25 protein-coding genes are annotated in these 26,738 nt (G+C 53.8%); 4 read left to right on the forward strand and 21 right to left on the reverse strand.

The genetic code is table 11. The features are described from left to right. Positions 1–25 precede the first annotated feature (25 nt). The 3 genes from zwf (at position 26) to edd (ending at position 4,156) form a co-directional block, all read left to right on the forward strand. A complete protein-coding gene (gene zwf / locus M2418_RS14505) occupies positions 26–1,501 on the forward strand; it encodes a glucose-6-phosphate dehydrogenase (RefSeq protein ID WP_259147442.1) in 1,476 nt (491 codons plus the stop codon). A 12-nt stretch (positions 1,502–1,513) separates the two neighbouring features. After that, positions 1,514–2,212 carry a 6-phosphogluconolactonase gene (pgl, locus tag M2418_RS14510; protein WP_259147445.1) on the forward strand — a complete coding sequence of 233 codons (699 nt, stop codon included), beginning with the start codon at positions 1,514–1,516 and terminating at the stop codon, positions 2,210–2,212. A gap of 123 nt (positions 2,213–2,335) precedes the next feature. Beyond that, positions 2,336–4,156, forward strand: coding sequence for a phosphogluconate dehydratase (gene edd / locus M2418_RS14515; RefSeq protein ID WP_259147446.1), 1,821 nt, complete (start codon positions 2,336–2,338; stop codon positions 4,154–4,156). Between the two features lie 78 nt (positions 4,157–4,234). On the opposite strand, the gene M2418_RS14520 is transcribed toward edd, so the two are convergent. From M2418_RS14520 to M2418_RS14545, 6 genes are all read right to left on the reverse strand, one after another. After that, a complete protein-coding gene (locus tag M2418_RS14520) occupies positions 4,235–4,591 on the reverse strand; it encodes a hypothetical protein (RefSeq protein ID WP_192487035.1) in 357 nt (118 codons plus the stop codon). A 296-nt stretch (positions 4,592–4,887) separates the two neighbouring features. Next, the gene (locus M2418_RS14525; RefSeq protein ID WP_259147447.1) at positions 4,888–5,979 is read right to left on the reverse strand and encodes an ABC transporter ATP-binding protein; all 1,092 of its coding nucleotides are present in this window, start codon (positions 5,977–5,979) and stop codon (positions 4,888–4,890) included. A gap of 18 nt (positions 5,980–5,997) precedes the next feature. Beyond that, the gene (locus M2418_RS14530) at positions 5,998–7,653 is read right to left on the reverse strand and encodes an alpha-glucosidase family protein (RefSeq protein WP_259147449.1); all 1,656 of its coding nucleotides are present in this window, start codon (positions 7,651–7,653) and stop codon (positions 5,998–6,000) included. 33 nt (positions 7,654–7,686) lie between these two features. Continuing rightward, on the reverse strand, positions 7,687–8,847 hold the full coding sequence (locus M2418_RS14535; protein WP_250983594.1) for a carbohydrate ABC transporter permease: 1,161 nt from the start codon (positions 8,845–8,847) through the stop codon (positions 7,687–7,689). Between the two features lies 1 nt (position 8,848). Further along, positions 8,849–9,862 (reverse strand): carbohydrate ABC transporter permease, encoded by a 1,014-nt coding sequence (locus tag M2418_RS14540; protein ID WP_250983593.1) that lies wholly within the window; start codon positions 9,860–9,862, stop codon positions 8,849–8,851. 107 nt (positions 9,863–9,969) lie between these two features. Continuing rightward, positions 9,970–11,331 carry an ABC transporter substrate-binding protein gene (locus M2418_RS14545; protein WP_259147452.1) on the reverse strand — a complete coding sequence of 454 codons (1,362 nt, stop codon included), beginning with the start codon at positions 11,329–11,331 and terminating at the stop codon, positions 9,970–9,972. Positions 11,332–11,620: 289 nt separating this feature from the next. Here M2418_RS14545 and M2418_RS14550 point away from each other — a divergent pair, with 289 nt between their 5' ends. Continuing rightward, on the forward strand, positions 11,621–12,643 hold the full coding sequence (locus M2418_RS14550; protein ID WP_259147454.1) for a LacI family DNA-binding transcriptional regulator: 1,023 nt from the start codon (positions 11,621–11,623) through the stop codon (positions 12,641–12,643). Between the two features lie 68 nt (positions 12,644–12,711). On the opposite strand, the gene folD is transcribed toward M2418_RS14550, so the two are convergent. The 15 genes from folD to M2418_RS14625 all read right to left on the reverse strand — a co-directional run bounded on the left by folD (position 12,712) and on the right by M2418_RS14625 (position 26,661). After that, positions 12,712–13,611 carry a bifunctional methylenetetrahydrofolate dehydrogenase/methenyltetrahydrofolate cyclohydrolase FolD gene (gene folD, locus M2418_RS14555; RefSeq protein ID WP_259147456.1) on the reverse strand — a complete coding sequence of 300 codons (900 nt, stop codon included), beginning with the start codon at positions 13,609–13,611 and terminating at the stop codon, positions 12,712–12,714. Between the two features lie 151 nt (positions 13,612–13,762). After that, positions 13,763–15,535 carry a hypothetical protein gene (locus M2418_RS14560; protein WP_259147458.1) on the reverse strand — a complete coding sequence of 591 codons (1,773 nt, stop codon included), beginning with the start codon at positions 15,533–15,535 and terminating at the stop codon, positions 13,763–13,765. Between the two features lie 618 nt (positions 15,536–16,153). Continuing rightward, complete coding sequence (locus M2418_RS14565) at positions 16,154–16,696, reverse strand: hypothetical protein (protein ID WP_259147460.1); 543 nt, start codon at positions 16,694–16,696, stop codon at positions 16,154–16,156. Next, entirely contained in the window at positions 16,696–17,061 is a 366-nt protein-coding gene (locus M2418_RS14570) for a hypothetical protein (protein WP_259148007.1), read from the reverse strand. Before M2418_RS14570 ends, M2418_RS14565 begins: the two co-directional genes overlap by 1 nt. Before the next feature lie 19 nt (positions 17,062–17,080). After that, the gene (locus M2418_RS14575) at positions 17,081–17,650 is read right to left on the reverse strand and encodes a rod-binding protein (RefSeq protein ID WP_192487024.1); all 570 of its coding nucleotides are present in this window, start codon (positions 17,648–17,650) and stop codon (positions 17,081–17,083) included. 108 nt (positions 17,651–17,758) lie between these two features. Beyond that, the gene (locus tag M2418_RS14580; RefSeq protein ID WP_250983587.1) at positions 17,759–18,178 is read right to left on the reverse strand and encodes a hypothetical protein; all 420 of its coding nucleotides are present in this window, start codon (positions 18,176–18,178) and stop codon (positions 17,759–17,761) included. 54 nt (positions 18,179–18,232) lie between these two features. Further along, the gene (locus tag M2418_RS14585) at positions 18,233–18,988 is read right to left on the reverse strand and encodes a flagellar biosynthetic protein FliR (protein ID WP_259147463.1); all 756 of its coding nucleotides are present in this window, start codon (positions 18,986–18,988) and stop codon (positions 18,233–18,235) included. Further along, a complete protein-coding gene (flhA, locus tag M2418_RS14590; protein ID WP_192487021.1) occupies positions 18,985–21,072 on the reverse strand; it encodes a flagellar biosynthesis protein FlhA in 2,088 nt (695 codons plus the stop codon). The genes M2418_RS14585 and flhA overlap by 4 nt, the downstream gene beginning before the upstream one ends. A 121-nt stretch (positions 21,073–21,193) precedes the next feature. Next, positions 21,194–21,460, reverse strand: a complete 267-nt coding sequence (gene fliQ / locus M2418_RS14595) for a flagellar biosynthesis protein FliQ (RefSeq protein WP_192487020.1) — start codon at positions 21,458–21,460, stop codon at positions 21,194–21,196. 30 nt (positions 21,461–21,490) lie between these two features. Beyond that, positions 21,491–21,973 (reverse strand): flagellar hook assembly protein FlgD, encoded by a 483-nt coding sequence (gene flgD, locus M2418_RS14600; protein ID WP_259147465.1) that lies wholly within the window; start codon positions 21,971–21,973, stop codon positions 21,491–21,493. Continuing rightward, positions 21,964–22,413: a flagellar biosynthesis repressor FlbT gene (gene flbT / locus M2418_RS14605; protein WP_192487018.1), complete on the reverse strand. Its 450-nt coding sequence runs from the start codon at positions 22,411–22,413 to the stop codon at positions 21,964–21,966. The genes flgD and flbT overlap by 10 nt, the downstream gene beginning before the upstream one ends. Further along, entirely contained in the window at positions 22,410–22,757 is a 348-nt protein-coding gene (flaF, locus tag M2418_RS14610) for a flagellar biosynthesis regulator FlaF (RefSeq protein ID WP_192487017.1), read from the reverse strand. The genes flbT and flaF overlap by 4 nt, the downstream gene beginning before the upstream one ends. 35 nt (positions 22,758–22,792) lie before the next feature. Then, positions 22,793–23,899: a flagellar hook-associated family protein gene (locus M2418_RS14615; RefSeq protein WP_259147471.1), complete on the reverse strand. Its 1,107-nt coding sequence runs from the start codon at positions 23,897–23,899 to the stop codon at positions 22,793–22,795. A gap of 1 nt (position 23,900) precedes the next feature. Continuing rightward, entirely contained in the window at positions 23,901–25,385 is a 1,485-nt protein-coding gene (gene flgK / locus M2418_RS14620; RefSeq protein WP_259147473.1) for a flagellar hook-associated protein FlgK, read from the reverse strand. 22 nt (positions 25,386–25,407) lie between these two features. Continuing rightward, positions 25,408–26,661: a flagellar hook protein FlgE gene (locus M2418_RS14625; RefSeq protein ID WP_259147475.1), complete on the reverse strand. Its 1,254-nt coding sequence runs from the start codon at positions 26,659–26,661 to the stop codon at positions 25,408–25,410. Positions 26,662–26,738: the final 77 nt, after the last annotated feature.

Below are 26,738 nucleotides of genomic sequence, written 5' to 3' on the forward strand. Positions count from 1 at the left end.
ACCCGTGAAGATCGAGAGAATCGGTATGAGCAGTCAAATTATTCCTGTTGACCCCTTTGATTGCGTCGTTTTCGGCGGCACAGGCGACCTGGCAGAGCGCAAGCTTCTGCCTGCGCTTTATCATCGTCAGGTAGAGAACCAACTCACGGACCCGACCCGTATTATCGGCGCGTCACGTTCGGTCATGACACATGAAGAATATCGCAAATTTGCCAAGGATGCTCTGAAAGAGCATCTGAAGTCAGGTGAATATGACGAAGCGCAGGTCACAAAATTCTGCGAACGCCTTTTCTACGTGCCAGTCGATGCGAAGTCCGACAATGGCTGGGATGTGCTCAAGAAGCTGTTGGAAGAAGGTAAGGAACGCGTTCGCGCATTTTACCTCGCCGTTGCACCGGGCATTTTTGGCGACATCGCCGACAAGATCCGCGAACACAAGCTGATTACCAAGTCGACACGTATCGTTGTTGAAAAGCCGATCGGCCGCGATCTCGCATCCGCTCTCGACCTGAACGACACGATCGGTCATGTCTTCAAGGAAGAGCAGATCTTCCGTATCGACCATTATCTGGGCAAAGAGACCGTTCAGAACCTGATGGCGCTGCGTTTTGCCAACGCTCTCTACGAGCCGCTGTGGAATTCCGCGCATATCGACCACGTGCAGATCACCGTTGCCGAAGCTGTCGGCCTTGAAGGTCGCGCCGGTTATTACGACAAGGCTGGCGCGATGCGCGATATGGTGCAGAACCATATCCTGCAGCTTCTTTGCCTTGTTGCGATGGAACCTCCGTCTTCACTCGATGCCGAAGCCGTTCGTGACGAAAAGCTGAAAGTCCTGCGTTCGCTGAGACCAATCGACAGCTCAAATGTCGAAAAGGCCACCGTTCGCGGTCAGTACCGCGCTGGCGCTTCTGCCGGTGGCCCGGTCAAGGGTTACCTGGACGAGCTTGAAGGTGGCGTTTCCAACACGGAAACCTTCGTTGCCATCAAGGCTGAAATCGGCAACTGGCGTTGGGCGGGCGTTCCTTTCTACATTCGCACCGGCAAGCGTCTTGCCACGCGCGTTTCGGAAATCGTCGTTACCTTCAAGCAGATCCCGCACTCGATCTTTGATGATGCAGCTGGAAAGATCGAAGCCAACAAGCTGGTCATCCGCCTACAGCCGGATGAAGGCGTGAAGCAGTCCCTGCTCATCAAGGATCCAGGTCCAGGTGGCATGCGTCTGCGTCAGGTTTCGCTGGATATGAGCTTTGCAGAAGCCTTCAGCGTGCGCAGCCCGGACGCTTACGAGCGCTTGCTGATGGACACCATTCGCTCCAACCAGACCCTGTTCATGCGCCGCGACGAAGTCGAAGCCGCATGGGAGTGGGTCGATCCTATTCTGAAAAGCTGGGAAGACATTGGACAGGGCGTTCAGGGTTACACGGCTGGCACATGGGGCCCAAGCGGAGCGATTGCTCTTATCGAGCGTGACGGCCGCACCTGGCACGACGCCGACTAAGGAGATATGCTTATGGACGCACAGATGCATGTTTTCGAAAACGGCCCGGCGCTTGCTGAAAAGCTGGCTGCCGATGTTGCCGAACGCCTCAAGGCAGCGATCACCGAGAAGGAAACGGCCAGTATCGCCGTTTCCGGCGGCTCTACACCGAAGCTTTTTTTCCAGGCGCTGTCCAAGCACGATCTGGAATGGAGCAAGGTCAATGTGACGCTGGTGGATGAGCGTTTTGTTGCCGCAGATAATGACCGGTCCAACCACAAGCTGGTTGCCGACAATCTGCTGCAGAACAACGCAAAGTCCGCATATTTCATTCCGCTTTATCAGGCGGCCGCAACACCGGAAGATGCTGCGACCCTTGCCACGGTAAAGACGGAACCGTTCTGCGATCCTTTCGACGTGGTTATTCTCGGCATGGGAACTGACGGGCACACTGCTTCGTTTTTTCCCGGTGGAGACAATCTCGAAGAAGCACTCGACCTCGATGAACCACGCAGTGTTCTGACAATGGCGGCGGAAACCGCAGGCGAAGAAAGATTGACCTTCAATCTGTCCAGCCTGCACGATGCCCGCTTGCTTGTTCTGCACATTGAAGGTGCCGCCAAGAAGGAAACGCTTGAAAAAGCGAAAGCCGATCTGGACGAAGACGAAATGCCCATTCGGGCCGTGCTGAACAGGGCAGATTCGCCCGTAAACATCTATTGGGCACCCTGATTTTTCCGGCCGGATCGTGACCGGCCAGAAACTGGGTTTACCCCAAGACTGACAACAACATGAACATCGGCCTGTCCGTCCCAAGCGGAGGCCGATGGTCACCAACAGACAGGATGAACGCCCATGGCCGCCGATTCCCGTATTCAGGCAATCACAGACCGTATCGTTGAACGCTCCAAACCTTTCCGTGAAACCTATCTGGAGCGACTTAGGCTTCAGGTTTCAAAGGGTGTTCACCGCTCTGTTCTCTCATGTGGTAATCTGGCGCATGGGTTTGCGGTCTGTTCCCCCGCCGACAAGGACATCCTTGCCGGCGACAAAGTTCCAAACCTCGGCATCATCACTGCATATAATGACATGCTCTCGGCGCATCAGCCCTATGAAATCTACCCGAACATCATTCGTGATGCGGCAAAGGAAGCAGGCGGCATAGCGCAGGTTGCCGGCGCGGTTCCCGCCATGTGTGACGGTGTTACTCAGGGCCAGCCGGGCATGGAACTGTCGCTGTTTTCGCGTGATGCCATTGCCATGACTGCCGGGATCGGCCTGTCGCACAATATGTTCGACGCCGCCGTCTATCTCGGCGTCTGCGACAAGATCGTGCCCGGTCTGGTGATCGCCGCTTTGACTTTCGGTCATCTGCCATCGATCTTCATTCCCGCCGGTCCCATGACAACAGGCCTGCCGAATGACGAGAAGTCCCGTATTCGCCAGCTTTATGCTGAAGGCAAGGTCGGCCGCGCCGAACTGCTCGATGCGGAATCCAAGTCCTATCACGGTCCTGGCACCTGCACCTTCTACGGTACAGCCAATTCGAACCAGATGCTGATGGAAATCATGGGCTTCCATATGCCCGGTTCTTCCTTCATCAATCCCGGTACTGAGCTGCGCGATGCATTGACGCGTGAAGCGACAAAGCGCGCACTGGCGATTACCGCACAGGGCAATGAATTTACCCCAGCGGGCGAAATGATCGACGAACGCTCTATCGTCAACGGCATCGTCGGTCTGCACTCCACTGGCGGTTCGACCAACCACACCATGCACCTTATCGCCATGGCGCGGGCTGCAGGCATTGTCCTGACTTGGCAGGACATTTCCGATCTTTCCGATGCTGTGCCGCTGCTGGCTCGCGTCTATCCAAACGGTCTTGCCGATGTGAACCATTTCCACGCTGCAGGCGGCATGGGCTTCCTCATCAAGCAGCTTCTCAAGCATGGTTTCCTGCATGATGATGTGCGCACGGTGTTCGGCCAGGGTCTTGAAGCCTACACCGTTGACGCAAAACTTGGTGAAAACGGCTCGGTCATTCGTGAAGCGTCCCCTGAGGTCAGCCATGACCCCAAGGTTCTTGCCAGCATCGAGACACCGTTCCAGCCCACGGGCGGCCTGAAGATGCTGACCGGCAATCTCGGCAAGGCCGTGATCAAGATTTCTGCCGTCAAGCCTGAGCGTCATGTTATCGAGGCACCGGCTGTGGTGTTTAACGATCAGCAGGAACTTCACGACGCCTTCAAGGATGGCAAGCTCAACCGCGACTTTATCGCTGTCGTGCGCTTTCAGGGACCAAAAGCCAACGGCATGCCTGAACTGCACCGCCTGACACCGCCGCTCGGCGTGTTGCAGGACCGCGGTTTCAAGGTGGCGCTGGTGACTGATGGTCGTATGTCTGGTGCATCAGGCAAGGTGCCGGCCGCTATTCACGTGACCCCAGAGGCCGTTGACTGCGGTCCGATTTCGCGTGTCCGCGATGGAGACATCCTGCGCCTCGATGCCGTCACCGGCACGCTGGAGATTCTGGTAAGCGCGGCAGAACTTGCTCACCGCGAACCGGCCACGGTTGACCTGTCTGGCAATGAATGGGGCATGGGCCGCGAGTTGTTTGCGACATTCCGCCGGAATGCCGGACCGGCAGACCAGGGCGCCAGCGTTCTGTTCAACTGAACCAGTTTCCCTAAATATAAAAAGCCGCGTTGGTGACAACGCGGCTTTTTCATATCCAGACGATGGACATGCTCCTGATTACCAGGATCGAAGATCAAGGGTTCTATCGCGATGCGCCGGATGCGTGCTGAACACAAAAATCCGGTCCAGCTCCTTCTGCGTCAACAGACGGAGGAAACGTACCTGCATGGTGTTGTTGGCGTGGACTCGCATCAACACGCAGCCAATCTTGCTGATACGAGCGTCAGGGATATCCAGATAAAATTGCTGCGGCAGGTTATACTGTGTCAAAAGAGCAAGAACTGCTTCCGACTGTGAAATCTTGATAACATCACAACGACGGGAAGCCATATTCATGACTGCTTTTTCAGTATATTCGATGCGCGCCGCATTCATCGTATCTTCCATCTTAAACCGCCCCTCGCGGTCATACATGAAAGACTCTTCCCTGCTGAAGTAACTGCTTTTTTGAATATTAGGACGGGCGTTCACAATATTTCCCCACTGAATTTATGGGTTCATACTAAGATCAGAATCTTTAAAAGTTTGTTTGCGCGTTTCGATATGAAACACTTCGGTAAATGCAGTGTAACCGGCCGAAAATGGCTTGATTTTCAGGCACTCCGCACCCATCAAACACTTGAATTTGCCTCACCTTTCGCCTCCAGAAACTAACCTTCAAACCGCAAATTACGCAATTTGAAGGTTAGCAGAAGGTTTGCAAATTCATTCTATTTGCGAAAAGTCGCCCCGTTCGCGTCAAAGAGATGCAGTTTTTCTCTCATCGCGTTAAACTTCAAAGTCTGACCTTTCTGGACATTCGCGATGCCGGGGATTTTTGCGATGACCGGCTCCTGAACAAAGCCACTGTCGATATAGAGAAGCGTGACCTCGCCCAAGGCTTCAACAATTGAAACCTTGCCTTCAAACAGGTAATCTTCACCGTCCTTGGCAATGTAAAGATCCTCAGGGCGAACACCAAAACTTGCCGTCTTGCCAACCTCGCTTTGCGCGGTCTCGATGGCAATGCGAAGGTTCTGGTTGCCGTTGAGTTCGAGCGCAGTTTCCGGACCAGCAGCGGTTATCTTGACCGGCAGGATGTTCATGGCAGGCGAACCGATGAACTGGGCGACAAACAAGTTGGCGGGGCGTTCATAGAGATCAAGCGGAGCCCCGACCTGCTCCACACGCCCGGCATTCAGAACAACGATACGGTCCGCAAGCGTCATGGCTTCCACCTGATCATGCGTTACATAGATCATCGTGGTGTCGGGCATCTGTTCGTTGAGCTTGGCAATCTCGATACGCGTTGCAACACGCAGTGCTGCATCGAGGTTGGAAAGCGGCTCGTCAAACAGGAAGACCTTCGGGTTACGGCAGATGGCGCGACCGATTGCAACACGCTGACGCTGGCCACCGGACAGCGCCTTTGGCAGGCGTTCCAGATACTGGGTCAGCTGCAGGATGTCTGCAGCGGCCCTTACCCGCCGGTCGATCTCCTGCCGGCTTTCCTTGGCGATCTTCATGCCGAACGCCATGTTATCATACACGGTCATGTGTGGATAAAGCGCATAAGACTGGAACACCATGGCAATGCCACGACGGGACGGAGGGATTTCGTTGACCAGTTGGCCATCGATAAACATCTCTCCGCCGGTGATGTCCTCAAGCCCGGCAATCATGCGCAACAAGGTCGATTTTCCGCAACCGGAAGGACCGACGAATACGATGAATTCGCCCTGTTTGATATCGAGATCGATACCATGCAGAACCTTTACCTGCCCATAGGACTTGCGAATGTCTTTAAGTGTCAGACCCGCCATTCTACCCTCCCCGTTTTCTCAGGCATAACGCGCGAAAAATGCGCCCCATGCAGGCAATTCAATATTGCGTCCGTTCAGACTGCTTTCAAAGCCATGGCCTTCCAGAACTTCCCAGTTGCCGTCAGGCAGTGCGGCCGTGGCAGCTGCCGGAGACAGGTTGAAGAAGCAGACGATGGTTTCGTTGCCCTTGGAACGGGTGTAACCAACGACGCTGTCGCTGACCGGCAGAAACTCGATCCCGCCCTTGGCAAAAGACGGGTGCTGCTTGCGGAACGACAGGAAGCGACGATAATGCTCCAGAACCGAGGCGTCGTTGCCTACCTGCGTGCTGACGGCACGGGCCTTGTGCTCGGCAGGAATAGGCAGCCAGGTCTTTTCAGAGGTGCTGAAACCTGCCTGTGCATGACCGGCATCCCAAACCATTGGTGTGCGGCAGCCGTCACGCCCCTTGAATTCCGGCCAGAACTGAATGCCGTATGGATCCTGCAGGTCTTCGAAAGCGATATCGGCTTCGGTCAGTCCAAGTTCCTCACCTTCGTAAATGCAAACCGAACCGCGCTGCGTCAGCAACAGGGCTGAGAGCACCTTGGCATAGGCATCCTTGTCGGCCACATCTGCACCCCAGCGGCTGACGTGACGGACAACGTCGTGGTTTGAAAATGCCCAGCACGCCCAGCCTTCAGGCGCGGCCGTCGCAAAGGCTGCCTGAACATCTGCCACACGCTGCGGGGTGAGCGCATCCGGAGCCAGGAATTCGAAGGCGTAGCACATCTGCATCTTGTCATCGCCGGAGGTATATTCCCCGACAATTTCCAGACCACGCTGACTGTCGCCGACTTCACCGACGGCGGCAATATCCGGGAACTCGTCCAACACGGCGCGGAAGCGCTTGAGGAATTCCAGGTTCTCCGGACGGTTCTTGTCGTAGAGATGTTCCTGGAAGTTATACGGATTAACGGCCGGCGCAGTCGAAGCATTGCGGCGCTCTGGTGCAAGAGCCGGGTTGTCGCGTAGTTCCAGATCGTGGAAATAGAAGTTGATGGTGTCGAGACGGAAGCCGTCCACGCCACGCTTCAACCAGAAACGGGTGGCATTCAACAACTCGTCCTGCACCTGCGGGTTATGCAGGTTGAGGTCCGGCTGTGAGGTCAGGAAGTTGTGCATGTAATACTGCATGCGGGTCGGGTCCCACTGCCAGCCCGGACCGCCGAAAATCGACAGCCAGTTGTTGGGCGGCGTGCCATCCGGCTTGCCATCAGACCACACATACCAATCGGCCTTCGGATTATCACGGCTGGAGCGGCTTTCGACAAACCACGGATGTTGGTCGGACGTGTGCGACATCACCAGGTCGATCATGACCCGTACGCCCAGTCGGTGGGCTTCGGCGATCAGGCCATCGAAATCAGCCAGCGTGCCAAACATCGGATCGACGTCGACATAGTTCGACACGTCATAACCGAAATCTTTCATCGGCGAGGTGAAGAAAGGCGAAATCCAGATCGCATCTGCACCGAGGCGAGCAATATGTTCGAGGCGGTCGGTAATGCCTTTCAGGTCGCCGATGCCGTCTCCATTGGAGTCTTGGAAAGATCGCGGATAAATCTGATAGATGACAGCACCGCGCCACCAATCCTTGTCAGACTTGAGAGCGGATGTAACCGAAGACGTCATTGCAGTATCCTTGGTATAAGCATTCATAAAATATCAGCCTCCCTTGACGGAGCCGGCCAGCAGGCCGCGTACGAGATAACGTTGAAGGGCGAAGAAAACGCAGAGCGGCACGATGATGGTGACGAAGGCCGATGCAGTAAGAATTTCCCAGTTGCCGCCGCGTGAACCAAGCAACGCATTAAGGCTGCCGGTCAGCACCAGCTGATCTTTCTGCGTGCCAAGAAAGACCATGGCGACAAGCAGGTCGTTCCATGTCCACAGGAACTGGAAGATTGCAAAGGATGCCAGTGCCGGGAACGACAGCGGCAGAATGATCTTGACGAAAATCTCGAAATCGCTGGCGCCATCAACACGCGCCGATTCAATGATTTCTTTGGGCAGACCGGAGATGTAGTTACGCAACAGATAGATGGCGAGCGGCAGGCCGAATGCCGTATGCGCCAACCAGATGCCGGCATAGGTTTTGGATGGTACGCCGAAGATGTTGCCGATCTCGTTGTAAAGTCGCAACAACGGGATGAGCGACATCTGCAACGGTACCACAATCAGGCCGACCACCATGGCAATCATCAAAGAACGGCCGGAAAAGCGCATCCAAGACAGGGCATAAGCGGCAAAGGCGGCAATGAGGATCGGGATGATCGTCGCGGGAATTGTCACAGTCAGCGAGTTGACGAAGGATTGTCCTATGCCTTCTGAAAAAAGCACGGTGCGGTAGTTGTCGAAAGTGAAGACCGGCGGAGACAGAACGGATATGTAGATACGCTTGCCGCGAGAACCCTCAAAGCTGGCGTTCTTGCTATACTCATAAGCGCCGTCCTTCTGTAGCAGAAGGTTTTCGCCATCACCGAGATCGACAACTTCATCGGCCGGATAGGCAGCAGGGTCCTGAACGCGCACACCAAATGCGGAGACCTGACCACCCTTGCCATTCTCGAACACCGAGCCGGAGATGATGAACTTGTCACCCTCCTGCCGTTGTGTTGATGGATCAGCCAAGCGCACCGCTTCCGTTTGCGTTGAACTGGCAAAAGCCGTCCACCAACCGGAGACGGTTATCTGATCCTTGTCACGTAGCGAGCTGACAAGGATGCCGAGTGTTGGCAGCAACCACAGAATGACGATGAACAGCACACTGGCATGAACGATCAGTCGTGGAAGGCCGACACGGCGAATACGTTTTACAATATCCATATCAGCGACCCTCCATTTCCTTGTTGGCCTGGCGAATGTTCCAGATCATGATCGGGGTCACGGCTGCCATGATGACCAGAGCTATAACGGCACTTCGGCCGCTGTCGCCGCCGCCGCGGAACATCCAGTCAAACATCAGGTTCGCAAGAACCATGGTGTTCCACTGGCCGTTGGTCATGGTCAGCACGATATCGAAAACCTTGAGAACGAGAATGGTGATAGTTGTCCACACAACCGCAATTGTGCCCCAGATTTGCGGCACCAGAATTTTCCAGAAAATCTGCCAGCCATTGGCGCCATCAATGACAGCAGCTTCAACTGTTTCTTCGGGAATACCACGCAGTGCTGCTGACAGAATGACCATGGCAAAACCGGTCTGGATCCAGATCAGGATCACCATCAGGAAAAAATTGTTCCAAAACGGCATGGAGATCCATACTTCCGGATTGCCACCGAAAAATGCGACAACAGCATTCAGAAGACCGATCTGGGTTTGCCCCTCACCGCGATATTCATAAATGAATTTCCAGATAACCGAGGCGCCTACGAAGGAAATCGCCATCGGCATGAACACAATGCTCTTGGCAATATTGCCCCACCAGATGCGGTCGGTCATCACGGCGATAACCAGCCCGAAGAAGGTGCAGGCAGCCGGCACAACGGCAAGCCAGAGGATGTTGTTGAAAATCGACTGTCGGAAACCGGCATCAAAAAACGCCCAACGGTAATTCGCCAGGCCGACAAAATTCACGCCAGTCCTGTCATAAAAAGACAGATAGAACGTCGCGATGACGGGATAGACGAGATAGACCAACAGCAGGATAAGCGCTGGCCCGACGAATAGCCATGGACGCACAGCGGCTCTTCGATTGAGATTGCGAGAGGCGTCGATGACATTTTTTGCGCTTACAGGGAACAGAACCTGCAAAAATTTGTCGGAAAGCCAATAATAGGCGGCACAAGCAAATACACCGACAATCATGACGCCGATTGCCGAAACGATCTGAGCGATCACATTCCCCTCCCTTATTCCCGGTCGTCCGACCTTTTGCCGATCACGAGAACGAAAAGCTTTAGAAACAACCGCCCGACAACGATGTTACCGGGCGGGGCAGGAAATGATTACTTCAGGCCGTCCCAGGCCTTCTGGATATCAGTCGCAACGGTTTCGGCAGACTTACCGCCGACGAAGTCCACCATACCGGTCCAGAATGCGCCAGCACCGATCTTGCCCGGCATCAGGTCAGAACCGTCAAAGCGGAATGTCGTTGCGGAGGTGAGAATTTCACCCTGCTTCTTCATCTGCTCATTGCCGTAGGCATCGGTGTTCACACCCTTGAAAGGTGTGAGGAAGCTGGACTGCGCCATCCATACTTCGTGTGCGATTGGCGTCTTCAGGAACTCGACAAATGCCTTTGCAGTTGGCGATTCCTTGGTCACTGTCACCAGCGTACCCGCGCCGAGAACCGGTTTTCCAAGCTCAGGCTTTGCAGCGTAAGTTGGCATGTAGAAGAAATCGACATCGGTTCCGACCTTGGTACCCTCAGGGAAGAAGGACGGAATGAAGGATGCCTGATGGTGCAGGTAGCACTTCGGCGGAATGTCAAACAGACCCTTCGGGCTGTCACGGAAGTCGGTCGATGCAACGGCAGCGATGCCGCCGCTGACATATTTTTCATTTTTGGCAAATTTGCCGAATTCGTCGATAGCGGCAACAACGGCCGGATCATTGAACTTGATCTCGTTCTTGACCCACTTGTCATAGGTTTCCGGGCTGTGCAGGCGCAGCATCAGGTCTTCCACCCAATCGGTTGCTGGCCAGCCGGTTGCACCGCCTGAACCCAGACCGATGCACCATGGCGTACCGCCATCGGCAACAATCTTGTCGGAAAGAGCCAGCAGGTCTTCCATGCTCTCAGGCACTTCATAACCGGCTTCTTCGAAATTTTCCGGCACGAACCATACCAGCGACTTCACATCAGCCTTGAACGGGAATGCGAAATAAGCAGGCTTGCCGTCCTTGCCATTATAGGTGCCGTAGTTCACCCAGGATTCACCGGCGCCGTAATTGTCCTTGACCCAGGATGCGACGTCATCGCCGAGTGGCACGAGCAGGCCCTTGGCGGCGAGGTCAGCCAGCAGACCCGGTTGCGGCAGAATTGCGATGTTGGGAGGAGAGCCAGCCTGTGTATCGATAACGATCTGCTGTTCGTAGTTTTCAGAGGAAGAATATTTTACATTAATACCGGTCGCATCGGCGAAATATGCCAGGACCGTCTGGAACAGGGCTTCATCTTCGCCGCGCCACGGTCCGAAAATCGTCAGGGTCTGGCCCTTGAGATCGGCATGGGCAGCTTTGAAATCTTCGTAGCTTTTCCAGTTGAATTTTGCATCTTCGCCAGGGGCGAATTTCAAATCCGCAGCCATTGCGGAGTTCATGAAAATGGCCATGGCTGCTGTTGTCGCCAGGAATGTCTTAAGCATGTGACTTACCTCCCATCACATCAAGATTTAAACCTATACAAACACCTCAAAGCGCTTTGGACGCTATTAATTCTCCGCGCAAACATGAGGAGTCAAGTGCCTTATCTAACTGTAACGTTGCAGTTATCTTGCTTCAATAGGTTTTGCAACGAAATTGCAGTTTTGAGCTGTATTTTCCATTGAGCAAAAAGGAATGTGGCGTTACACAATTCAAAGCGCTTTGGAGTTGAATTTTTGAGACGTTGGCTCGTCTCGCTAAAATTTGGAAGCGTGCGGAGGAGGAGAAAAGATGAACCTGAAGCAATTGTCCCAGTTGCTCGGTCTGTCCCAAACGACAATTAGCCGCGCCCTGAACGGTTACCCTGAAGTCAATGCCGAAACACGCCAGCGCGTGCTTCAAGCAGCCAAGGACACCGGTTACCGCCCCAACCTGACAGCACGTCGACTGGCAACAGGCAAGACCGGCTCAATCGGTCTGGTCATGCCGACTGCCCCCGCCCATCAGTCCGACATGCATTTTGGCGAGTTTCTAAGCGGTCTCGGTGAAGAGGCTGCCCGGCATTCATTTCACATGCTGATCATGCCTGCCGATCCCAGCAACGAGGAAGACGCTTTGCGCTGGCTAGCCGGCAGCGGCAATGTCGATGGAATTTATCTGGCCTATATGCGGGAACGCGATCCCCGCATTGCGCTTCTCAAATCGTTCAACATCCCGTTCATGGTACATGGGCGCTCGTTTGGTGCAGATGCCGATTACCCGTTTCTCGATGTCGACAATGAAGGTGCCTTTTACGATGCCACCAAATTGCTTTTGCAGCTTGGTCACAACCGGATTGGCCTTCTGAACGGCCCGGAAGGTCTGGATTTCACCTACCGACGTAAGGCCGGTGTCGAAAAGGCATTGACGGAATATGGCCTCGCGCTGCGTGCCGACTGTCTGCGGCACAGTGCCATGACCGACGAGATCGGTTTTCTGAATATGGAAGAGTTGCTTTCGCAGAAAAATCCACCGACCGCCATTCTCTGTGCCAGTACCACACTGGCGCTCGGTGCCATTCGCTCCCTCAACCAGCGGGGATTGAAACCCGGCAAGGACGTTTCTCTGATCGCTCATGACGATGTTTTGCCGCTGCTGAAGCCGCACAATTTTTCCGTGCCGCTGACCACCACCCGTTCATCGCTGCGAGCTGCCGGCATCCGGGTGGCGCAACGACTGATCAATCGCATTTCGTTTGATGAGGTGGACCCGGTGCAGGAACTGTGGAAAGCAGAGCTTGTGGTGCGCGCATCGACCGGACCTGCCCCGGTCTAATCCGGCGGTTAAAGCACGCTGCATTTGTCAACGATTGCAACGTGCTTCTACGCTCAAGTCAAAGCGCGTTAGAATGTCGGCGCAGTCTTTCCGCATTTTCTGTAGGCGGTGATCACTGTGTTTGCCATCAGCATGGCAATTGTCATCGGGCCAACGCCGCCGGGAACCGGCGTAATTGCACCAGCAACCTGACTTGCTTCTTCAAACGCAACATCGCCGACCAGGCGGGTTTTGCCCTCGCCTTTTTCCGGCGCGTCAATCCGGTTGATACCGACATCGATCACCGTTGCGCCAGCTTTGACCCAATCAGCCTTGACCATCTGCGGACGACCAACGGCGGCCACCAGAATATCTGCGTTACGGCACACGGCTGCAAGGTCCTTGGTGCGTGAATGTGCCATGGTGACAGTCGCGTTTGCGTTCAGCAAAAGCTGCCCCATCGGTTTTCCAAATAGATTGGAACGGCCAATGACAACGGCATTCAAACCCGACAGGTCTTCGCCGTTAATATCTTTGACCAGAAGCATGGCGCCAGCCGGTGTGCAGGAGATCAGGCCCGAGGCCAGATCACCAGTGGCGAGCTTACCTGCATTGACGACGCTCAAGCCGTCGACATCCTTTTCCGGCTGGATCATCTGAATGACCGGTTCGGAATCAAGGTGTTTTGGAAGCGGTAACTGCACGAGGATTCCGTGGATAGAAGGGTCGTCATTCAAGGATGCGACCAGTGCCTCAAGCTCAGCCTGTCCGGTTTCCAGCGGCAATGTGTGTTGCACGGAGTTAAAACCGCACTGCTTGGCCATTCTGCTCTTGGAACCAACATAGGCATGGCTGGCGGGATCGTCGCCCACGATGATGACGGCTAAGCCTGGCTTTACGCCAGCGGTCTTTTCCAGCGTCTCAGCAGCAACACGAACTGCCTCCGTTACCGATACCGCTTTCGCTTTTCCGTCAATAACCTGAACCATGCGCCTGCCTCCAATAACAGCCTGCCAGCAGAACACCGGCAACGACTTGCCCTATCACACCGGATAGCCGTGTGAGTTTCGCCCCTAATGCTGCTGAATGATATCGATTGCAAGCAAAAAGGCTGCGACAGAAGCGACAATAATCTCAGGCTCAGGATGCCGCCCTGCGGTTTGCGTAATCGTGCAAACGTTGACGGAGGGCGGCGATGTCGCGGCGGACCTCAAGCACTTCATCAGGCTCGTCATAGACTGGCTGGCTGAAAGCCGGTTTGTCGTAGGACTGCACTTCGAATTGGCCTTGCATCGCAGCTGCCAACATAGGCGGCAGATCAACGATGTCTTGTGGTGATGCCTTGACACTTCTGCGCATCAACACTTCGCGGACACGTTGATCGAGCGGAAGGTCATTCGCTGCGATCTCGTAGGCCAGATCATAGGCATCAGCCGTTTCAGGGGTTGCAAAGTCTTCTTCAGCATAATCCAGAGCGTCATCGCTTTCCGGCTGCGGGAAAATGGCATCCGGCTGCGGCGTATCCGTATAAAAGCCAATGTCTGGACCGTTGGTGGACTCGTGAGCAGGTATTGACACCTCACGCTTGCGGAAACGGATGTACAGGGCAACAAGTGTCAACACGCCAAGGCCAAGACCGCAGCCACCACCAATCACCGCCATTGAAATCATCTGGCGGAAACCAGCCGGAATATTGACCGCAAGCGGTGCGTTTGCGACAGCAAATGGAGCAGCGGCCTGTGTCGATTTCGGGTCACTATCAGCCAGCCCGTTGAAATAGGTTTCGCGGGCTTGCGACAGCTCTGCTTCCAACCTGTTTAGCTCCGCAGGCGCATCGCCAAAAACCGCCAATTCCTGTTCAAGCGCCTGCTGTCTGTTTCTGGCTTGGGCAAGCTCTGTCTTGGCCGCCTGCTCCTGCTGCTTCAGTTCGCTGGTGATGCTTTTCAACGCACGGTCAGCATTTGCCTTGGTTTCCTGCTGGGTCTGCGTTGCCGCAATGACGTGCGGATGTTTCGGGCCATATTGCACAGACAGTTGGGCGAGCGCTTTGGACGCAGCGACATATTGCCGAACAGCATCCTGAAGGGGAAGAAACGTCGTATCATCTGGAATTTCACGGGCAAGCGCCTTGTCGCCCTGCAACAGCGTCAGATTTGACAGCTTATGGGCCACATCCGCCAGACGGGATTCCAGCTCGGCTACCGATCCTGAAACAAGCGCCAGATCCTGTGTCGCAGCTTCCATCTTTGCCATGGCGTCGTTGCCATGCCGGACCTGAAAACCGGTAACGGCCGCTTCCGCGTTTTCAAACAGTGCACGGTTGCTGTCGTTATGTCCCTGAACCGAACCAGTCGCGCTGGCATTGATATGAGTTACGATGCGATTGGCGGCATGTTGCGCAAACCGCGCGCTTGCACCTGATGTTTCGGCGTAGGTCGTTACAAAAATTGCACTGCCATCAGCGGCTTGCGACAGAGAAATACGTCCACGCATATCATGTCTGGCGCGCAGAACAGGGTCCGACGGCGTTGGCACCTTGCCAAGCACCACTTCACCAAACAGGCCCCACCATGTCGCCTCATGAGCGGATGTCAGGACCAGGCCGTCATTGATGATCTGTTGTGCGAGCTCGGCCCTTCCCTCATCGGACAGGACGGCATTTTGTGCCACCGTCATCAATGTCTTGGAATCAGACTGCTGGGTTGAAGCGGCATTGAACTGGATACGGATCTGCGTCAGCTTTTCGGGTTCAGATGACGGCGTAACCATCAGGCCAAGTGCGACACCCGCCAGCGTAAAAAGTACAGTGCAGCCGACTGCGAACCGATAAGGGTTTTTCTTGAAAACGGTACTCAACCAACCCGTCGAGGACCGCGCCACGACACTTGCTTCACCGCGCGTTTGTGCTGGCACACGAAATCGATCCGACAAATGCAAATGTTCGATATTTTGCGCATGATCTGCCACGTCAAGCCACCTCAATATTCCGGGTCGGAACTGGTTGGAGCCCCCGTAATATTAATGAAACCTAAATCAACAAGGCAAATAAACAGTTAACAAAGGTCAATAAGGGCGATTGTCGACGCAAAATGCCGGATAGCTTTCCGGCGGCGCGTTTCAGTGGCGGATGATGCGATAAAGCCACTCAAAACCGAGGCGCGAAAACACCTCTGGTACCGGTTCCTGGTCAGTGGAATAGTGAACCTGCGAGGTCTTGCCGGCTTGCATATTGCGTGCACGATTCACGTCAACGCGATGCGCCAAAGGCGTGGTTTTTTCGGGTGATTCAAATGCAGAAAAAGAAAATCCAGAAAACTTACTCACACCCACACCCGTCCTGCGCTAGCAGTTCCTCTTAAACAGCAACTTTGCTGTTCAGGCATATTATTTGACAGAATTGAATTTACTTTCAAATAGCGTTTTCGAATATGAAGCATTTTTTTAAGAGAATATTAATCATTTCAAAAATGCAGGAACAACAAGGGCCGCAAGAGCGGCCCTTTGATTGGTGTCTGGACGAACTTTCCTGACTCAATGTGAGGGTGCTGCTTCGGCTGCCGGAGCCGCTTCGACCTTTTCACCTTCAACAATCTTCACAGAGTGCGGTTCACCACCACCCTGCTGGGCACGAATGTCTGCTTTGGAAAGATAATCGAGTTTTTCGATCAGTACTTCCTGCACGACGTCATCACCGAGCTTCTTGTTCAGTCCTTCGCGAATGCGTTTCTTGAACTCATCCGCATCAAAGGTCGAAACATTGGCAATGTTGATCATGTTGGAACCAGCCAAAAGCGTTATCAACTCGTCGGTCATCAGTTCCGTTTTTGGTCCCTCGATCAGGTTGACCTTTGTCTTGTCGACATTCAACGAGATCAGCGTGAGGAAATAACCATTTACAGCCCCTTCACTGATGACAGGGACTGTAATCTGCTCTCCCTTGACCAAAGCCAGCGACGCCTTGCGGGCCTCCTCCTCGCTGACCGGCGCCGGTGGCATTGCCATCTGCACGGAAAAATACACTGCGCCGAGCGTGATTGCGCAAACCCATACGCCGGTAAGGAGAAGTTTTAACATCAGGTAGCGCCGTAAAGAAATTGTTCCTGCGAGTAAGTGCCGTCGGTGTCAGCGTCGCGGATGGCGTTTTTCAGCAGGTCGGCAACCGCACGCACGGCATTGAGATGTGCCTCAACGCGGCGTGCATTCGTTGCCAGCTTTTCCTTGATGCCGCGAACCTGGTTGATGTAACCGGCGGCAATTTCTTCATGCGGTGTATCACGGAACAGCATGGTCAGTTCATACAGGCAACGGCTTTTGTGTGCGTTGGAGACCTTGAGATCGAATTTCGGGTCTTTGCCAATTTTTTCGTTTTCATTATCAATGATCGTTTCCAGACGTCCGAGAACCGACTGAATACGATGATCGTTCGACACTGCTTCCATGACTTCTGTTCCGTTATGATTATACATTTCTAGCCTCGTCGTTCATGTCACTGGATACACCGAGAATCTTGCGTTCGAACTCTGCAACCATACGTAGGGCCGCGTTGTTATCCTTGTCTTCGACGGAGGAGACACTTTCGAAGCCCTGGCTTTCAGCCTTGCGCAGCGTGTCCTTATAGACCTGCTCAGCAATACCGATGCCACCGTTCTCAGTCATACTGTTGGCCAACTGCTCGGCCAGCATACCTTTCCAGATTTCGCCAGCGTTACCCTTGCCATAGACTTCCTCGCTCTCCTGCGGGAGCATGGAGCCAATGAAGGTCCGCAGCACGGATGCTTCAAACTGACGGAAGGTTTCCGGAATTTCTTTACGCTCAGCGCGCAGATTGGTGTCTCCCAACCCGGCTTTGGATGCGGCATCGTTCAAAACGCCGACAGCGGCATCAAATCCCTTACCTGCATCGGCAAGGCTGGATGCTGCAAACGCCGCCTTGTTTGCCTTGAGCTTATCCTGAGCAACCTGCACGTCCGTTGGATCGGCTGCACGGACAACATCCATGACAAGGTCGCTAACAATCGATATCGCCACGCAATTACCTCCTGAAAAGAATGCAGCAGGTTTTGACCCACCACATCTGCATTTCATCAATCACGAATATTCACCACCACTTAAGGGCGATGCATGATGTGGCGACGACTATGTATCGCGAACCTTGCTGGAGGCTGGTGCTGGTGTCGCATTCATGATTTCCAATAGATCATAAATTGCATTGTCATCGGTTTCGCGATCTTCATCATCACGCGCTTCGTACATTTTGTCTTGCAGGCGGTCGCCTTTGGTTTTCTCTTTGAGAACAGCCATTTCCTGCAATTGCTGCGCGCCGGCCAACTGCCGGTCCTTGACGGTAAGGCGCCCGAAACGTTCCGAATACATTTTTGAGAACTGGTGATGCACCGGGTCCATGGAGCTTAAAGCGCCAAGAATACTGTCCATGGAATCTGCGACTTCCGCACGCTGGCGGGTGGTATCGGCAAGCGTCACTTCTGCCATTTTTTCCATATGGCGTTGAACTGTGACAAGCCGCTTGAGCTTGCGGGAGCGTTTATCCTGCGCCATGGCGCTTCTCCTTCACGGCGGGTCTTTATAAAGACCACTTACCCAACACATCACTCAATAACCGAAGAATATCGGTCCGAATCCATCCGCGAACTGTCGAATCAGCGCTGCGATGGAAAGGTAAAGCATGAAAAGACCACCCATCAGCAAATAGGGGGTGGAAATGAAGTAGACAGGAACCTGCGGCGCCAGCTTGTTGATCAAACCAACCGCGACGTTGAACATCAAGCCATAGATCAAAAACGGGCTTGCCAGACGCAACATAACATTGGTGGTCGCGCGTAAGGTATCGGTCATGGTGATCAGTGTTTTTTGCGAATCCAGCACAAAACCGACGGGCGTTGAACTGTAGGAATCGATAACCGCTTTCAGAACCACATGATGAAAGTCGAAGATGAACAGCATCAGCAGGCCACCAAAGACGATCATGTTGGTCAACTGACTTTCCTGGCTATCTTCCAGAACGTCCGCACCGCCGGGCGCGTTGAAGCCGATGGCGTTACCAACGATAGCGCCGGTAAATTGCAGGCCGAGAACATATAGCCTTGCAATCATGCCGTAGACGGCGCCGATAATGGTTTCTGAAAAGATCAGCGCAACGATGGCGCCGGGTGTCGCGCCCGCTACTTTGGGATAGACCGAATCCCACAAAATCGGCGTCAAAGCCATGGATACCGCAGCGGACAGAAGCAGTCTGATGGTCATGTTAAGACGGGCACTTGAGAAGCCCGGCATGGTCATGAAGCAACCACCGATGCGGCAAAATGCAAGGAACAATGCCAATATTGTCCCTTGCGGGTCGGTTATCATGAAATAGCGCCTAGAATCTTGATCTCAAGCCCCTTGGCCAGTTCAACATGCGACAGCACAGGCAAGGTGGCGAAGAGTCGCTCGATAATCATGCGCACATAGGACCGTGTTTCAGGCGACGTGACAAGAACAAAAGGTAGGCCCCTGTCCATGAATTCACGGATAACTTTCGATGCCTGCTCACTGAACTCTTCCAGATGGCGCGGATCGATGTCGAATTCGACGATTTCGCCCTTTCCATCACGCTTCAGCGCCTGATGGAAAATCATGTCCCATTTGTTGCCGAGGCGCAGAACACGCAGGACGCCGTTGTCGGCAAGGTCACCACACAGCTGCTGGGCAATGCGGATACGAACATGCTCAACGATCTGTTCCGTCTTGCGAACATGCGGTGCAAGCTCTGCAACGGCTTCGAGAATGAGGTGCAAGTTACGAATGGACACACGCTCGGCCAACAGCAGCTTGAGAACAGCCTGAAGGCCGGAATAGGACATGTGCGACGAGCAGATTTCATCTGCTAGCTTCTTGTATTCCGGATCAAGACGATCGATCAGCACCTTCACGTCCTTATAGGAAAGAAGCTGCGGCAGGTTGTTGCGAATGACTTCGCTCAGGTGGGTCAGAACCACCGAGACGTTATCAATCGGGTGGAAACCTTCGCGACGCAGGTCGTCAGCAAACGCTTCGAGGATAGAGACAGCCGGCATGCCAAAAGCCGGTTCGCGAATGTCGTCGCCTGGAATGGTTGGCTTGCGGCCGGAACCGGTCACGACAAGAACGTCGCCGACACGCAGTGAGCTGGAGGCAATCGTCGTTCCATGAATACGAATTTGGTAAGATTTTTCGGGGATCATGATGTCGTCGGACACCTTGATCTCGGGCACCACAAAACCATACTGGCTGGCGAATTTCTTGCGCATCTTGCCAACGCGGAACGCCAGCTCCTGATGGGCACCCAGCAAGCGTGTTGAAACCTGCTTGCCAAGGGCAAGTTCGATTTCTGCGGTTTTGAGCACCAGCTTGACGGAGTCCTTCTCGGCTTCCTTACTCTGGATAACCTTCTTTTCTTCCTCTTCGCGGCGCACGAGGTTCATCGCCTCGACCTGCTTTGGAATGTACCAGGCACCGAAGGCCATGACGCCACAGAGCGCCATAAAAGGCAGGAAAGGCAGGCCAGGCATAACAGCAAGCAGTCCCATCAGAAGGGACGCAACGAACAGCGCACGCGGGTAGGCGCTCAGCTGATCGACAACTGTTTTATCGGTGGTGCCGGACATGCCGCCACGCGACACCAGAAGGCCAGCGGCCAGAGAAACGATAAGAGCCGGGATCTGGGTAACGATACCGTCACCAACCGACAGCTTTACGAAAACGTCCGCAGCTTCGCCGATTTCCATGCCGTGACGGAAATAACCGATGATGATGCCGCCGAAGATGTTGATGGCGGTGATGATGAGGCCGGCGACGGCATCACCGCGCACGAATTTGGACGCACCGTCCATGGAGCCGAAGAACGAGCTTTCAGCTTCAAGCTCTTTGCGGCGGAGCTGTGCTTCCTTTTCATCGATAATACCAGCAGAGAGGTCAGCGTCGATCGACATCTGCTTGCCCGGGATCGCGTCGAGGGTGAAGCGCGCGCCCACTTCCGCGATACGCGTCGCGCCCTTGGTGATAACGATGAAGTTCACCGTGATCAGGATAAGGAAGACGATCAGACCGATAACGAAGTCGCCGGACATGATGAGGCTGGAAAAGCCTGCAATCACGCTACCAGCGGCGTCATGTCCCTGGTGACCATGCGAAAGAATTACACGCGTCGTGGCCACGTTCAGCGCCAAGCGCACCATGGTCGCAATCAGCAAGATTGTCGGAAACGACGAGAAGTCGAGAGGGCGTTGGATCCACAGGGATACCATCAGGATCAGAACGGACAGCGCAATGGAAAACGCCAGCCCCATATCCACCAGAATAACCGGGATCGGCAAAAAGAGAATGCAAAGAATTGCAACGATACCAAGGGCAAATCCAACATCACGCGTGCTGGGAGTGACCTTCGGTATTGATATTGCAGGTGGTTGCGCCATCGATAACGTCCTGTCTCTTCATGAGAAGGGGCGACCGATAAGGGCCGCCGCATGGTTTCACACCATCACTAGCGACCGAAGCTTGCGCGAAAATGGTAACCGCGCATTGCTGCAACAAAATTCAGAACCCGGTTTGCACCCGAGAAAAAACGAGATTTGTAAAAAGAGAAATCTGGGCGCCAATAAAAGGCGCCGCAATTCCAATCGTCACCATGATGGCAACGATTTTAGGAACGAAGGTCAGGGTCATTTCCTGGACCTGGGTAAGGGCCTGGATGAAGGCAATTGTTACCCCCACCACCATGCCCGCAATGACGCAAGGACCGGATGCGACCAGAATGGTCCAAACGGCTGCCCGCATGATATCAAGCGCATCCGCCTCGTTCATTGCAAAACCTCAGAACAACAATTGTTGACCTTAGGTATCAGATTCGCTGCTCGAATCCGAGGTGGAATCTGTGGTGTCCGATGTGGAAGTCCCACTTTTCTCACCGAATTTCACGCCAACCTGCAGCAGGATGCCCTTGCCCTCTTCCGTGATGGCGATAATGCCGTCGGAATAGATTTCGACTTCCTTGACGATACCCGAGGTCTTGTCATCGGCGCTGGTGATATGTTTGCCGATAAGATCTGTCGAGCGCGTCAGGGCTTCAGCCTGCAGCATGCTCTTGAGGTGCGTATTCGTCTTGATCGACTGCTCGACCTGCGAGAAGCTTGCCAGCTGAGACATCTGCTGGCTGGCATCCATCGGTTCTGTCGGATCCTGGTTCTTCATCTGTGCGATGAGGAGCTTCAGGAAACTGTCATAATTCAGCGACGCCTTGTCGCTTGCCGAGGTGTCGGAACCTGCATTTGCCCAAGGGTTTGATGTAGCTGTGGAGCCGACAATATCTACCGCCATGGTGCAATCTCCTTGCGAATATGTTCGATAGTCGCTGGCGTCATTTCCTGGTTGCTCAAGATCTGCTCTTCAGTCGCATACATGGAGCGAATGGCCTTGAGGGCATCAAACGCCTTGCCGGTTGCAACCAGCGCATCAATACGCTTCAACTCGGCCAGAATTTCGTCGTTCTGGAAGCATGACAGCAGCATCGTCACCGACTTGCGGAACATGGTCGTGGACTGTTCACGGCCTTCCGGGTTGATGAGCATCATCTGAGCGATGAAGTAGAGCTGACGCAGTGGAGTTGTCGCCTGCTCTGGCTGGAGAACATGGTTCTCGAGAAGGAAGGTAACATCATTCAGGAATTCGAGTGCAACCTTGCGGTCAACACGCAACACCGCCCCGTTAATAAAGATTTTCTCGCCGGATTTGAGCGAAATGCGCAGAGTACTTTTCATTTAAGTCCATCCCTGATGATGGTTGTTACGTCAATTATGCCTTGGAAGTTGCTCGATTCCCTCTTTCTGATCCGCTCGCATTCCTTCAAAATCCAGATTGCGATGGAGATCAGATTGGCACGAAGTTCGTTCGGCAACTGGTTCTCCGGGTGTTTGAGATCTTCTATGAACCTCACCCAAACCCGTCGAGTGTAATAGAGCGCTTCGACTGTCAGACGGTATTGCCCAGAGTCTTTTTGCGCGGCGTCCAGTAATTCCAAAGATTTGGACAAGGCCTGCCGCTCGCGATCCTTCGCGTCGGTGACGTCGTCCTCCATTATCTCCGCATAGGAAAACTGGTACATTCATTGTATCCTTTATCTACGGCTACCTTTAATCATCAAAGGTAGTTTACAAGGCTCATTTGTTGCAGCCGTGCCGTCAAGCTGTAGGCAATTTCTATTTGAGACTTCAGCAGATCAAGGCGTGTCTTTGCCTCGTATGTATCGATGCCCTCGAGATCAATGAGGTGCGTTTCGATGATCTTTTTCTGTGCTGACAAAGCATCGTTTGCCTTGGAAACACGCTCTTCAGAAAGACCGAGTTTACTGGCCTGCTGGTTCAGTCCGTCAATTGCGGACTTGATGTTATTGACCGCGTCCATGGAAACCTGTTCGCGGATTTCAGGAGCGATATTGTCCTGAAGGAAGGTCATGGTGGTCATTGCCGTGAAGGCGAAGTAACGCATGCCCTTGGAATTGGCGTTTGTCGATGTTTCGACGACTTCCGTCTGGCTGATACGGCTTGTCATGTTTACATCGCTGGAATCCGAGCCAAAGGCGGTCCAGAAATCGTAGTCTGTACCAGCCGTCAACGTGGAGTGCGGCGGGTTGGTGACCTTGGTTTCGCCGTTGAACTTCTTTTCCATGTCGGACATGAACGTCGCGACCTGTTCCTTGGTCAACTGCGAGGCATCGCCAACTGCAGGCGATACCACGTTCGTCATGTAGTAGTTCAACTCGTCGTCATAGGCCTGCTTCAACTTGGAATCGTCAGCGAAGTAATCATCGACCGGCTTCACATCGGTGTTGATGCCGGAGAACAGGAACTCGCCGTTGACGGACGTATTGGCAAAGCCAATGAAGTTGTTGAATGCATTGGTGATCGTGTTGCGAACAGTGCTCAGCGTCGGTTCTTCCGCGCTAGTGTTCGGGACAAGCACCTTCTGAATTTCATTTGCCGCTTCCGACATGTTCTTCAGTGCCAGCTGCGATGCTTCCAGACGTTGGGTGGCAATCGAGTTTACGCCGATGATCGATGTCAGGCGCTGCACATCACGGTTGAGGTCCAGGCTGCGTGCCGTGTTGGCACCCAGAGCTACGCCAAGATCAGCGTGCTTGCCCGTTGTCAGTTCCGTGGTCAGATCCGTCATCTCAAGCTGAGCCTTCAGGATCGTGCTACGCATGCTATTCTGCATTGCCAGTGAGGATATGAAAGATGTCTTCATTTTACTTCACCATGCTCATCAGAGATTGCAACATTTCATCAATCGTCGAGACCAGCTTCGTGGCGGCCTTGTAGGATTGTTCGATATCGAGCAGCAGAGACAGTTCCTCGTCCAGGCTGACGCCGGTCGTGTTTGAATAAACCTCTTCTGCGCGCTCATAAGCTGCAGTCTTCACATCGTTGGCGTTGGTCGCGCCCTGACGCATCTGCTCCAGCCAACCCATTGAGTTGGAAGCATATTTTAGAAGGCTCGTGTCCGTGTCGATACGGGTCGTCGGATCGAAATCGATTGATGTATCGAGTGCCGTTACATAGCTGCGGATAAGCGCGGAGTAGCCCGTGCCACCGCCATTCGACAGATCATTCTTGACGTAAGCTGCACCATTGATACCCCCATCACGAAGAAGTTCAGGGTTACCACCCTGGGAAATAATCAGATCCGGGTGCACTTTAATGGCAGCCGCAAGACCTTTGGTGATGGTACCAGCGGCCGGGACCGTGGCTGTAGCAGGATCGTTATAGGTGAACAGACCTGGCAGATCCGGATCGGCACCGGTGCTGTCTGCCTGCTTTTCAGCAAAAAGAGTGATCAGACCGCGAGCAATTTCGTCCAGCTGGTTCTGCATCGTCGGAACGACGTCGTCACGCAACTGCAACAGGCCGGAAAGGCTGCCGGATGCCGTGGTGTTGCTACCTTCACCGGCTTTGACTGCAACGCCGTCAATATACAGCGAATTGCCGTCCATCGATGCGGTGTAGCCGATCTTCGGTGTGAAGCTGACCTGGCGCGGAATGGTTTCGAACAGAGTGATACCCTGATCGCTGGTGTAAAGAGCCATGTCATTGTCACCGCGCGTCACAACGGACACGCCGACAATGCTTGAAATGTCTTTCAGGAGGCTGTCGCGGATATCAAGAGCGTCGTTCGGATCAGCTCCGGATGCTGTTGCCGACTTCACCGCATTGTTAGCGACTTCAAAACGGGCAAGCAACTGATTGAGGCTGTCGACCTGAAGTGCCATTTCCTTGTCTGCACGGGTACGAATAGCCTGCAGTTCATTGGAAGCGGTGTTCAGAGAGGTCGCAAGGTCAGTTGCTGCGTTGACAACGGTTGCTGCGAGCGCAGAGTCACCGGGTTTGCCAGCGTAAGTATCGAGGCTTTTCTGGAGCGCTCCGAGATATGCACTCGGAGAGCTTTCGTAGTCATTTCCGCCAAAGATACTCTTTACTTCTTCGAGGCCGGTAAGAAGGACATTCTGACCGGAAAAAAGTGAGGACGAAGCAAGTGTCTGCCGCAGAAGACTGTCGTTCTGAACGCGGGCCGTCGTAACAACCGATGCGCCGTAAGCTGTTGCGCTCAGAATTGCAGTTCTTTTAACGTAATTTTTATTACCAACATTGGCGATGTTGCTTGAGACAACATCAGTTTGCTTGCCGGTATTATTAAAAATTGACTGTGCAGTAATCATTGCTGACGAAAGTGACATTCATCTGTCCTCGTGAGATCTATTATCTCTTCAGGTTGACCAGGACATCCAACAATTCGGAACCTGTCTGGAAAACCTTGGAGTTAGCACTGTAGATGCGCTGCGATTCAATCATCTCGGTCAATTCATTGGCGATATCGACGTTCGAGGTTTCCAGCGTCTTGGTCATCAGGTTACCAACGCCCTTTGTGCCGGGATCGTTAGCGATCAGGATGCCAGACGTGTTGCTGGCGCTGTAAGCATTGCCGTTAACCGGATTAAGGTTATCCGGGCTGGTAACGGTCGCAAGCATCAGCCTGCTTTCCGTCAACACCTTGGAGCCGTTCTGGTACTGAATGTAGATGCTGCCATCGGTTTCGATGATGACATCTTTCACCGCCGAAGCGCCGTTACCGTTCAAGCCACCGCTCATGATGGTGCTGCCGGTGTTCTGTGTGGTAGAACCTGCAAGGCTGACCTCGATGTCGTCATTCTGGCCGGCGACACCAGGAATTATCAGGTTACCTGTGGCTGCATCCAATGCGCCAGTTACTGGGTCAAAAGTAAGCGTCTCCGGCCCCACCAGAACTGTGGAGGGGTCCCGCTTGTCTGTGACGCTCAATGACCATTCGTTTGCCGCAGTTCGCGTGAACGTGAAATCGTAAACGATCTCGACACCCTGGTAGCCGAAACCGGTCATGGAAGTTTTCCAAATATTCTCAGCCGTGGGAAGGGCTGGTGACGCGGGGGCAATTTTAGTCTGATTATTAAGGTTGAATTTCATCGTGCCGGCAGTTGTCGGGGTCGACTGGATGTCATTACCCGGCATTTCAACAACGCTACCGGAGAAGCGGTTGCTGGACGCTGTGGCCTGAGAAGGCGTGAACAGGTAATAACCAGCCGCATTCTTAAGGAAAGTTTTGTAAACGCCCGAGCCTGATGGCTCTTCCACGGTTTCGCGAGCAAAGTTACCTGCACGGGTCAGGAACTGGGCTGCGTCCGGATCGCGAGATTCAGCGACGATAAAGAAGCCACTACCTTCAATTGCCATATCCGTAGCAGTCGTTGTGTAGGAATAACCGCCAGATTCAGAAATGCTGTAGCGAATGTTGGAGCTGACGCCACCGGAATTGTAGTTTCCACCCGAGGACGGAAGAACCATGGACGAGAACGCGGTCGAAGCGCGCTTGTAACCAATTGTGCTGGAGTTGGCGATGTTGTCACCGACTGTAGCCAAGCGGTTAGCCTGCGCATTCATACCGGAAACGCCGGTCTTCATCGTTCCAAAAATACTCATTAAAAGAACCCTCGTGGTGGTCGTTGAATAGCAACTTAAGAGATGGGCCTTGCGTGAAGCTGTCTCATTTGCCGCAT

Origin of the sequence: Rhizobium sp. BIGb0125 (assembly GCF_024810055.1) — a bacterium.
Taxonomy (GTDB): Bacteria; Pseudomonadota; Alphaproteobacteria; order Rhizobiales; family Rhizobiaceae; genus Agrobacterium.

Coding starts and splice junctions, on each gene's coding strand:
- zwf (WP_259147442.1), top strand. CDS start 26: ATGAGCAGTCAAATTATTCCTGTTGACCCCTTTGATTGCGTCGTTTTC.
- pgl (WP_259147445.1), top strand. CDS start 1,514: ATGGACGCACAGATGCATGTTTTCGAAAACGGCCCGGCGCTTGCTGAA.
- edd (WP_259147446.1), top strand. CDS start 2,336: ATGGCCGCCGATTCCCGTATTCAGGCAATCACAGACCGTATCGTTGAA.
- M2418_RS14520 (WP_192487035.1), bottom strand. CDS start 4,591: ATGTATGACCGCGAGGGGCGGTTTAAGATGGAAGATACGATGAATGCG.
- M2418_RS14525 (WP_259147447.1), bottom strand. CDS start 5,979: ATGGCGGGTCTGACACTTAAAGACATTCGCAAGTCCTATGGGCAGGTA.
- M2418_RS14530 (WP_259147449.1), bottom strand. CDS start 7,653: ATGACGTCTTCGGTTACATCCGCTCTCAAGTCTGACAAGGATTGGTGG.
- M2418_RS14535 (WP_250983594.1), bottom strand. CDS start 8,847: ATGGATATTGTAAAACGTATTCGCCGTGTCGGCCTTCCACGACTGATC.
- M2418_RS14545 (WP_259147452.1), bottom strand. CDS start 11,331: ATGCTTAAGACATTCCTGGCGACAACAGCAGCCATGGCCATTTTCATG.
- M2418_RS14550 (WP_259147454.1), top strand. CDS start 11,621: ATGAACCTGAAGCAATTGTCCCAGTTGCTCGGTCTGTCCCAAACGACA.
- folD (WP_259147456.1), bottom strand. CDS start 13,611: ATGGTTCAGGTTATTGACGGAAAAGCGAAAGCGGTATCGGTAACGGAG.
- M2418_RS14565 (WP_259147460.1), bottom strand. CDS start 16,696: ATGTTAAAACTTCTCCTTACCGGCGTATGGGTTTGCGCAATCACGCTC.
- M2418_RS14570 (WP_259148007.1), bottom strand. CDS start 17,061: ATGGAAGCAGTGTCGAACGATCATCGTATTCAGTCGGTTCTCGGACGT.
- M2418_RS14580 (WP_250983587.1), bottom strand. CDS start 18,178: ATGGCGCAGGATAAACGCTCCCGCAAGCTCAAGCGGCTTGTCACAGTT.
- M2418_RS14585 (WP_259147463.1), bottom strand. CDS start 18,988: ATGATAACCGACCCGCAAGGGACAATATTGGCATTGTTCCTTGCATTT.
- flhA (WP_192487021.1), bottom strand. CDS start 21,072: ATGGCGCAACCACCTGCAATATCAATACCGAAGGTCACTCCCAGCACG.
- fliQ (WP_192487020.1), bottom strand. CDS start 21,460: ATGAACGAGGCGGATGCGCTTGATATCATGCGGGCAGCCGTTTGGACC.
- flgD (WP_259147465.1), bottom strand. CDS start 21,973: ATGGCGGTAGATATTGTCGGCTCCACAGCTACATCAAACCCTTGGGCA.
- flbT (WP_192487018.1), bottom strand. CDS start 22,413: ATGAAAAGTACTCTGCGCATTTCGCTCAAATCCGGCGAGAAAATCTTT.
- flaF (WP_192487017.1), bottom strand. CDS start 22,757: ATGTACCAGTTTTCCTATGCGGAGATAATGGAGGACGACGTCACCGAC.
- M2418_RS14615 (WP_259147471.1), bottom strand. CDS start 23,899: ATGAAGACATCTTTCATATCCTCACTGGCAATGCAGAATAGCATGCGT.
- flgK (WP_259147473.1), bottom strand. CDS start 25,385: ATGTCACTTTCGTCAGCAATGATTACTGCACAGTCAATTTTTAATAAT.
- M2418_RS14625 (WP_259147475.1), bottom strand. CDS start 26,661: ATGAGTATTTTTGGAACGATGAAGACCGGCGTTTCCGGTATGAATGCG.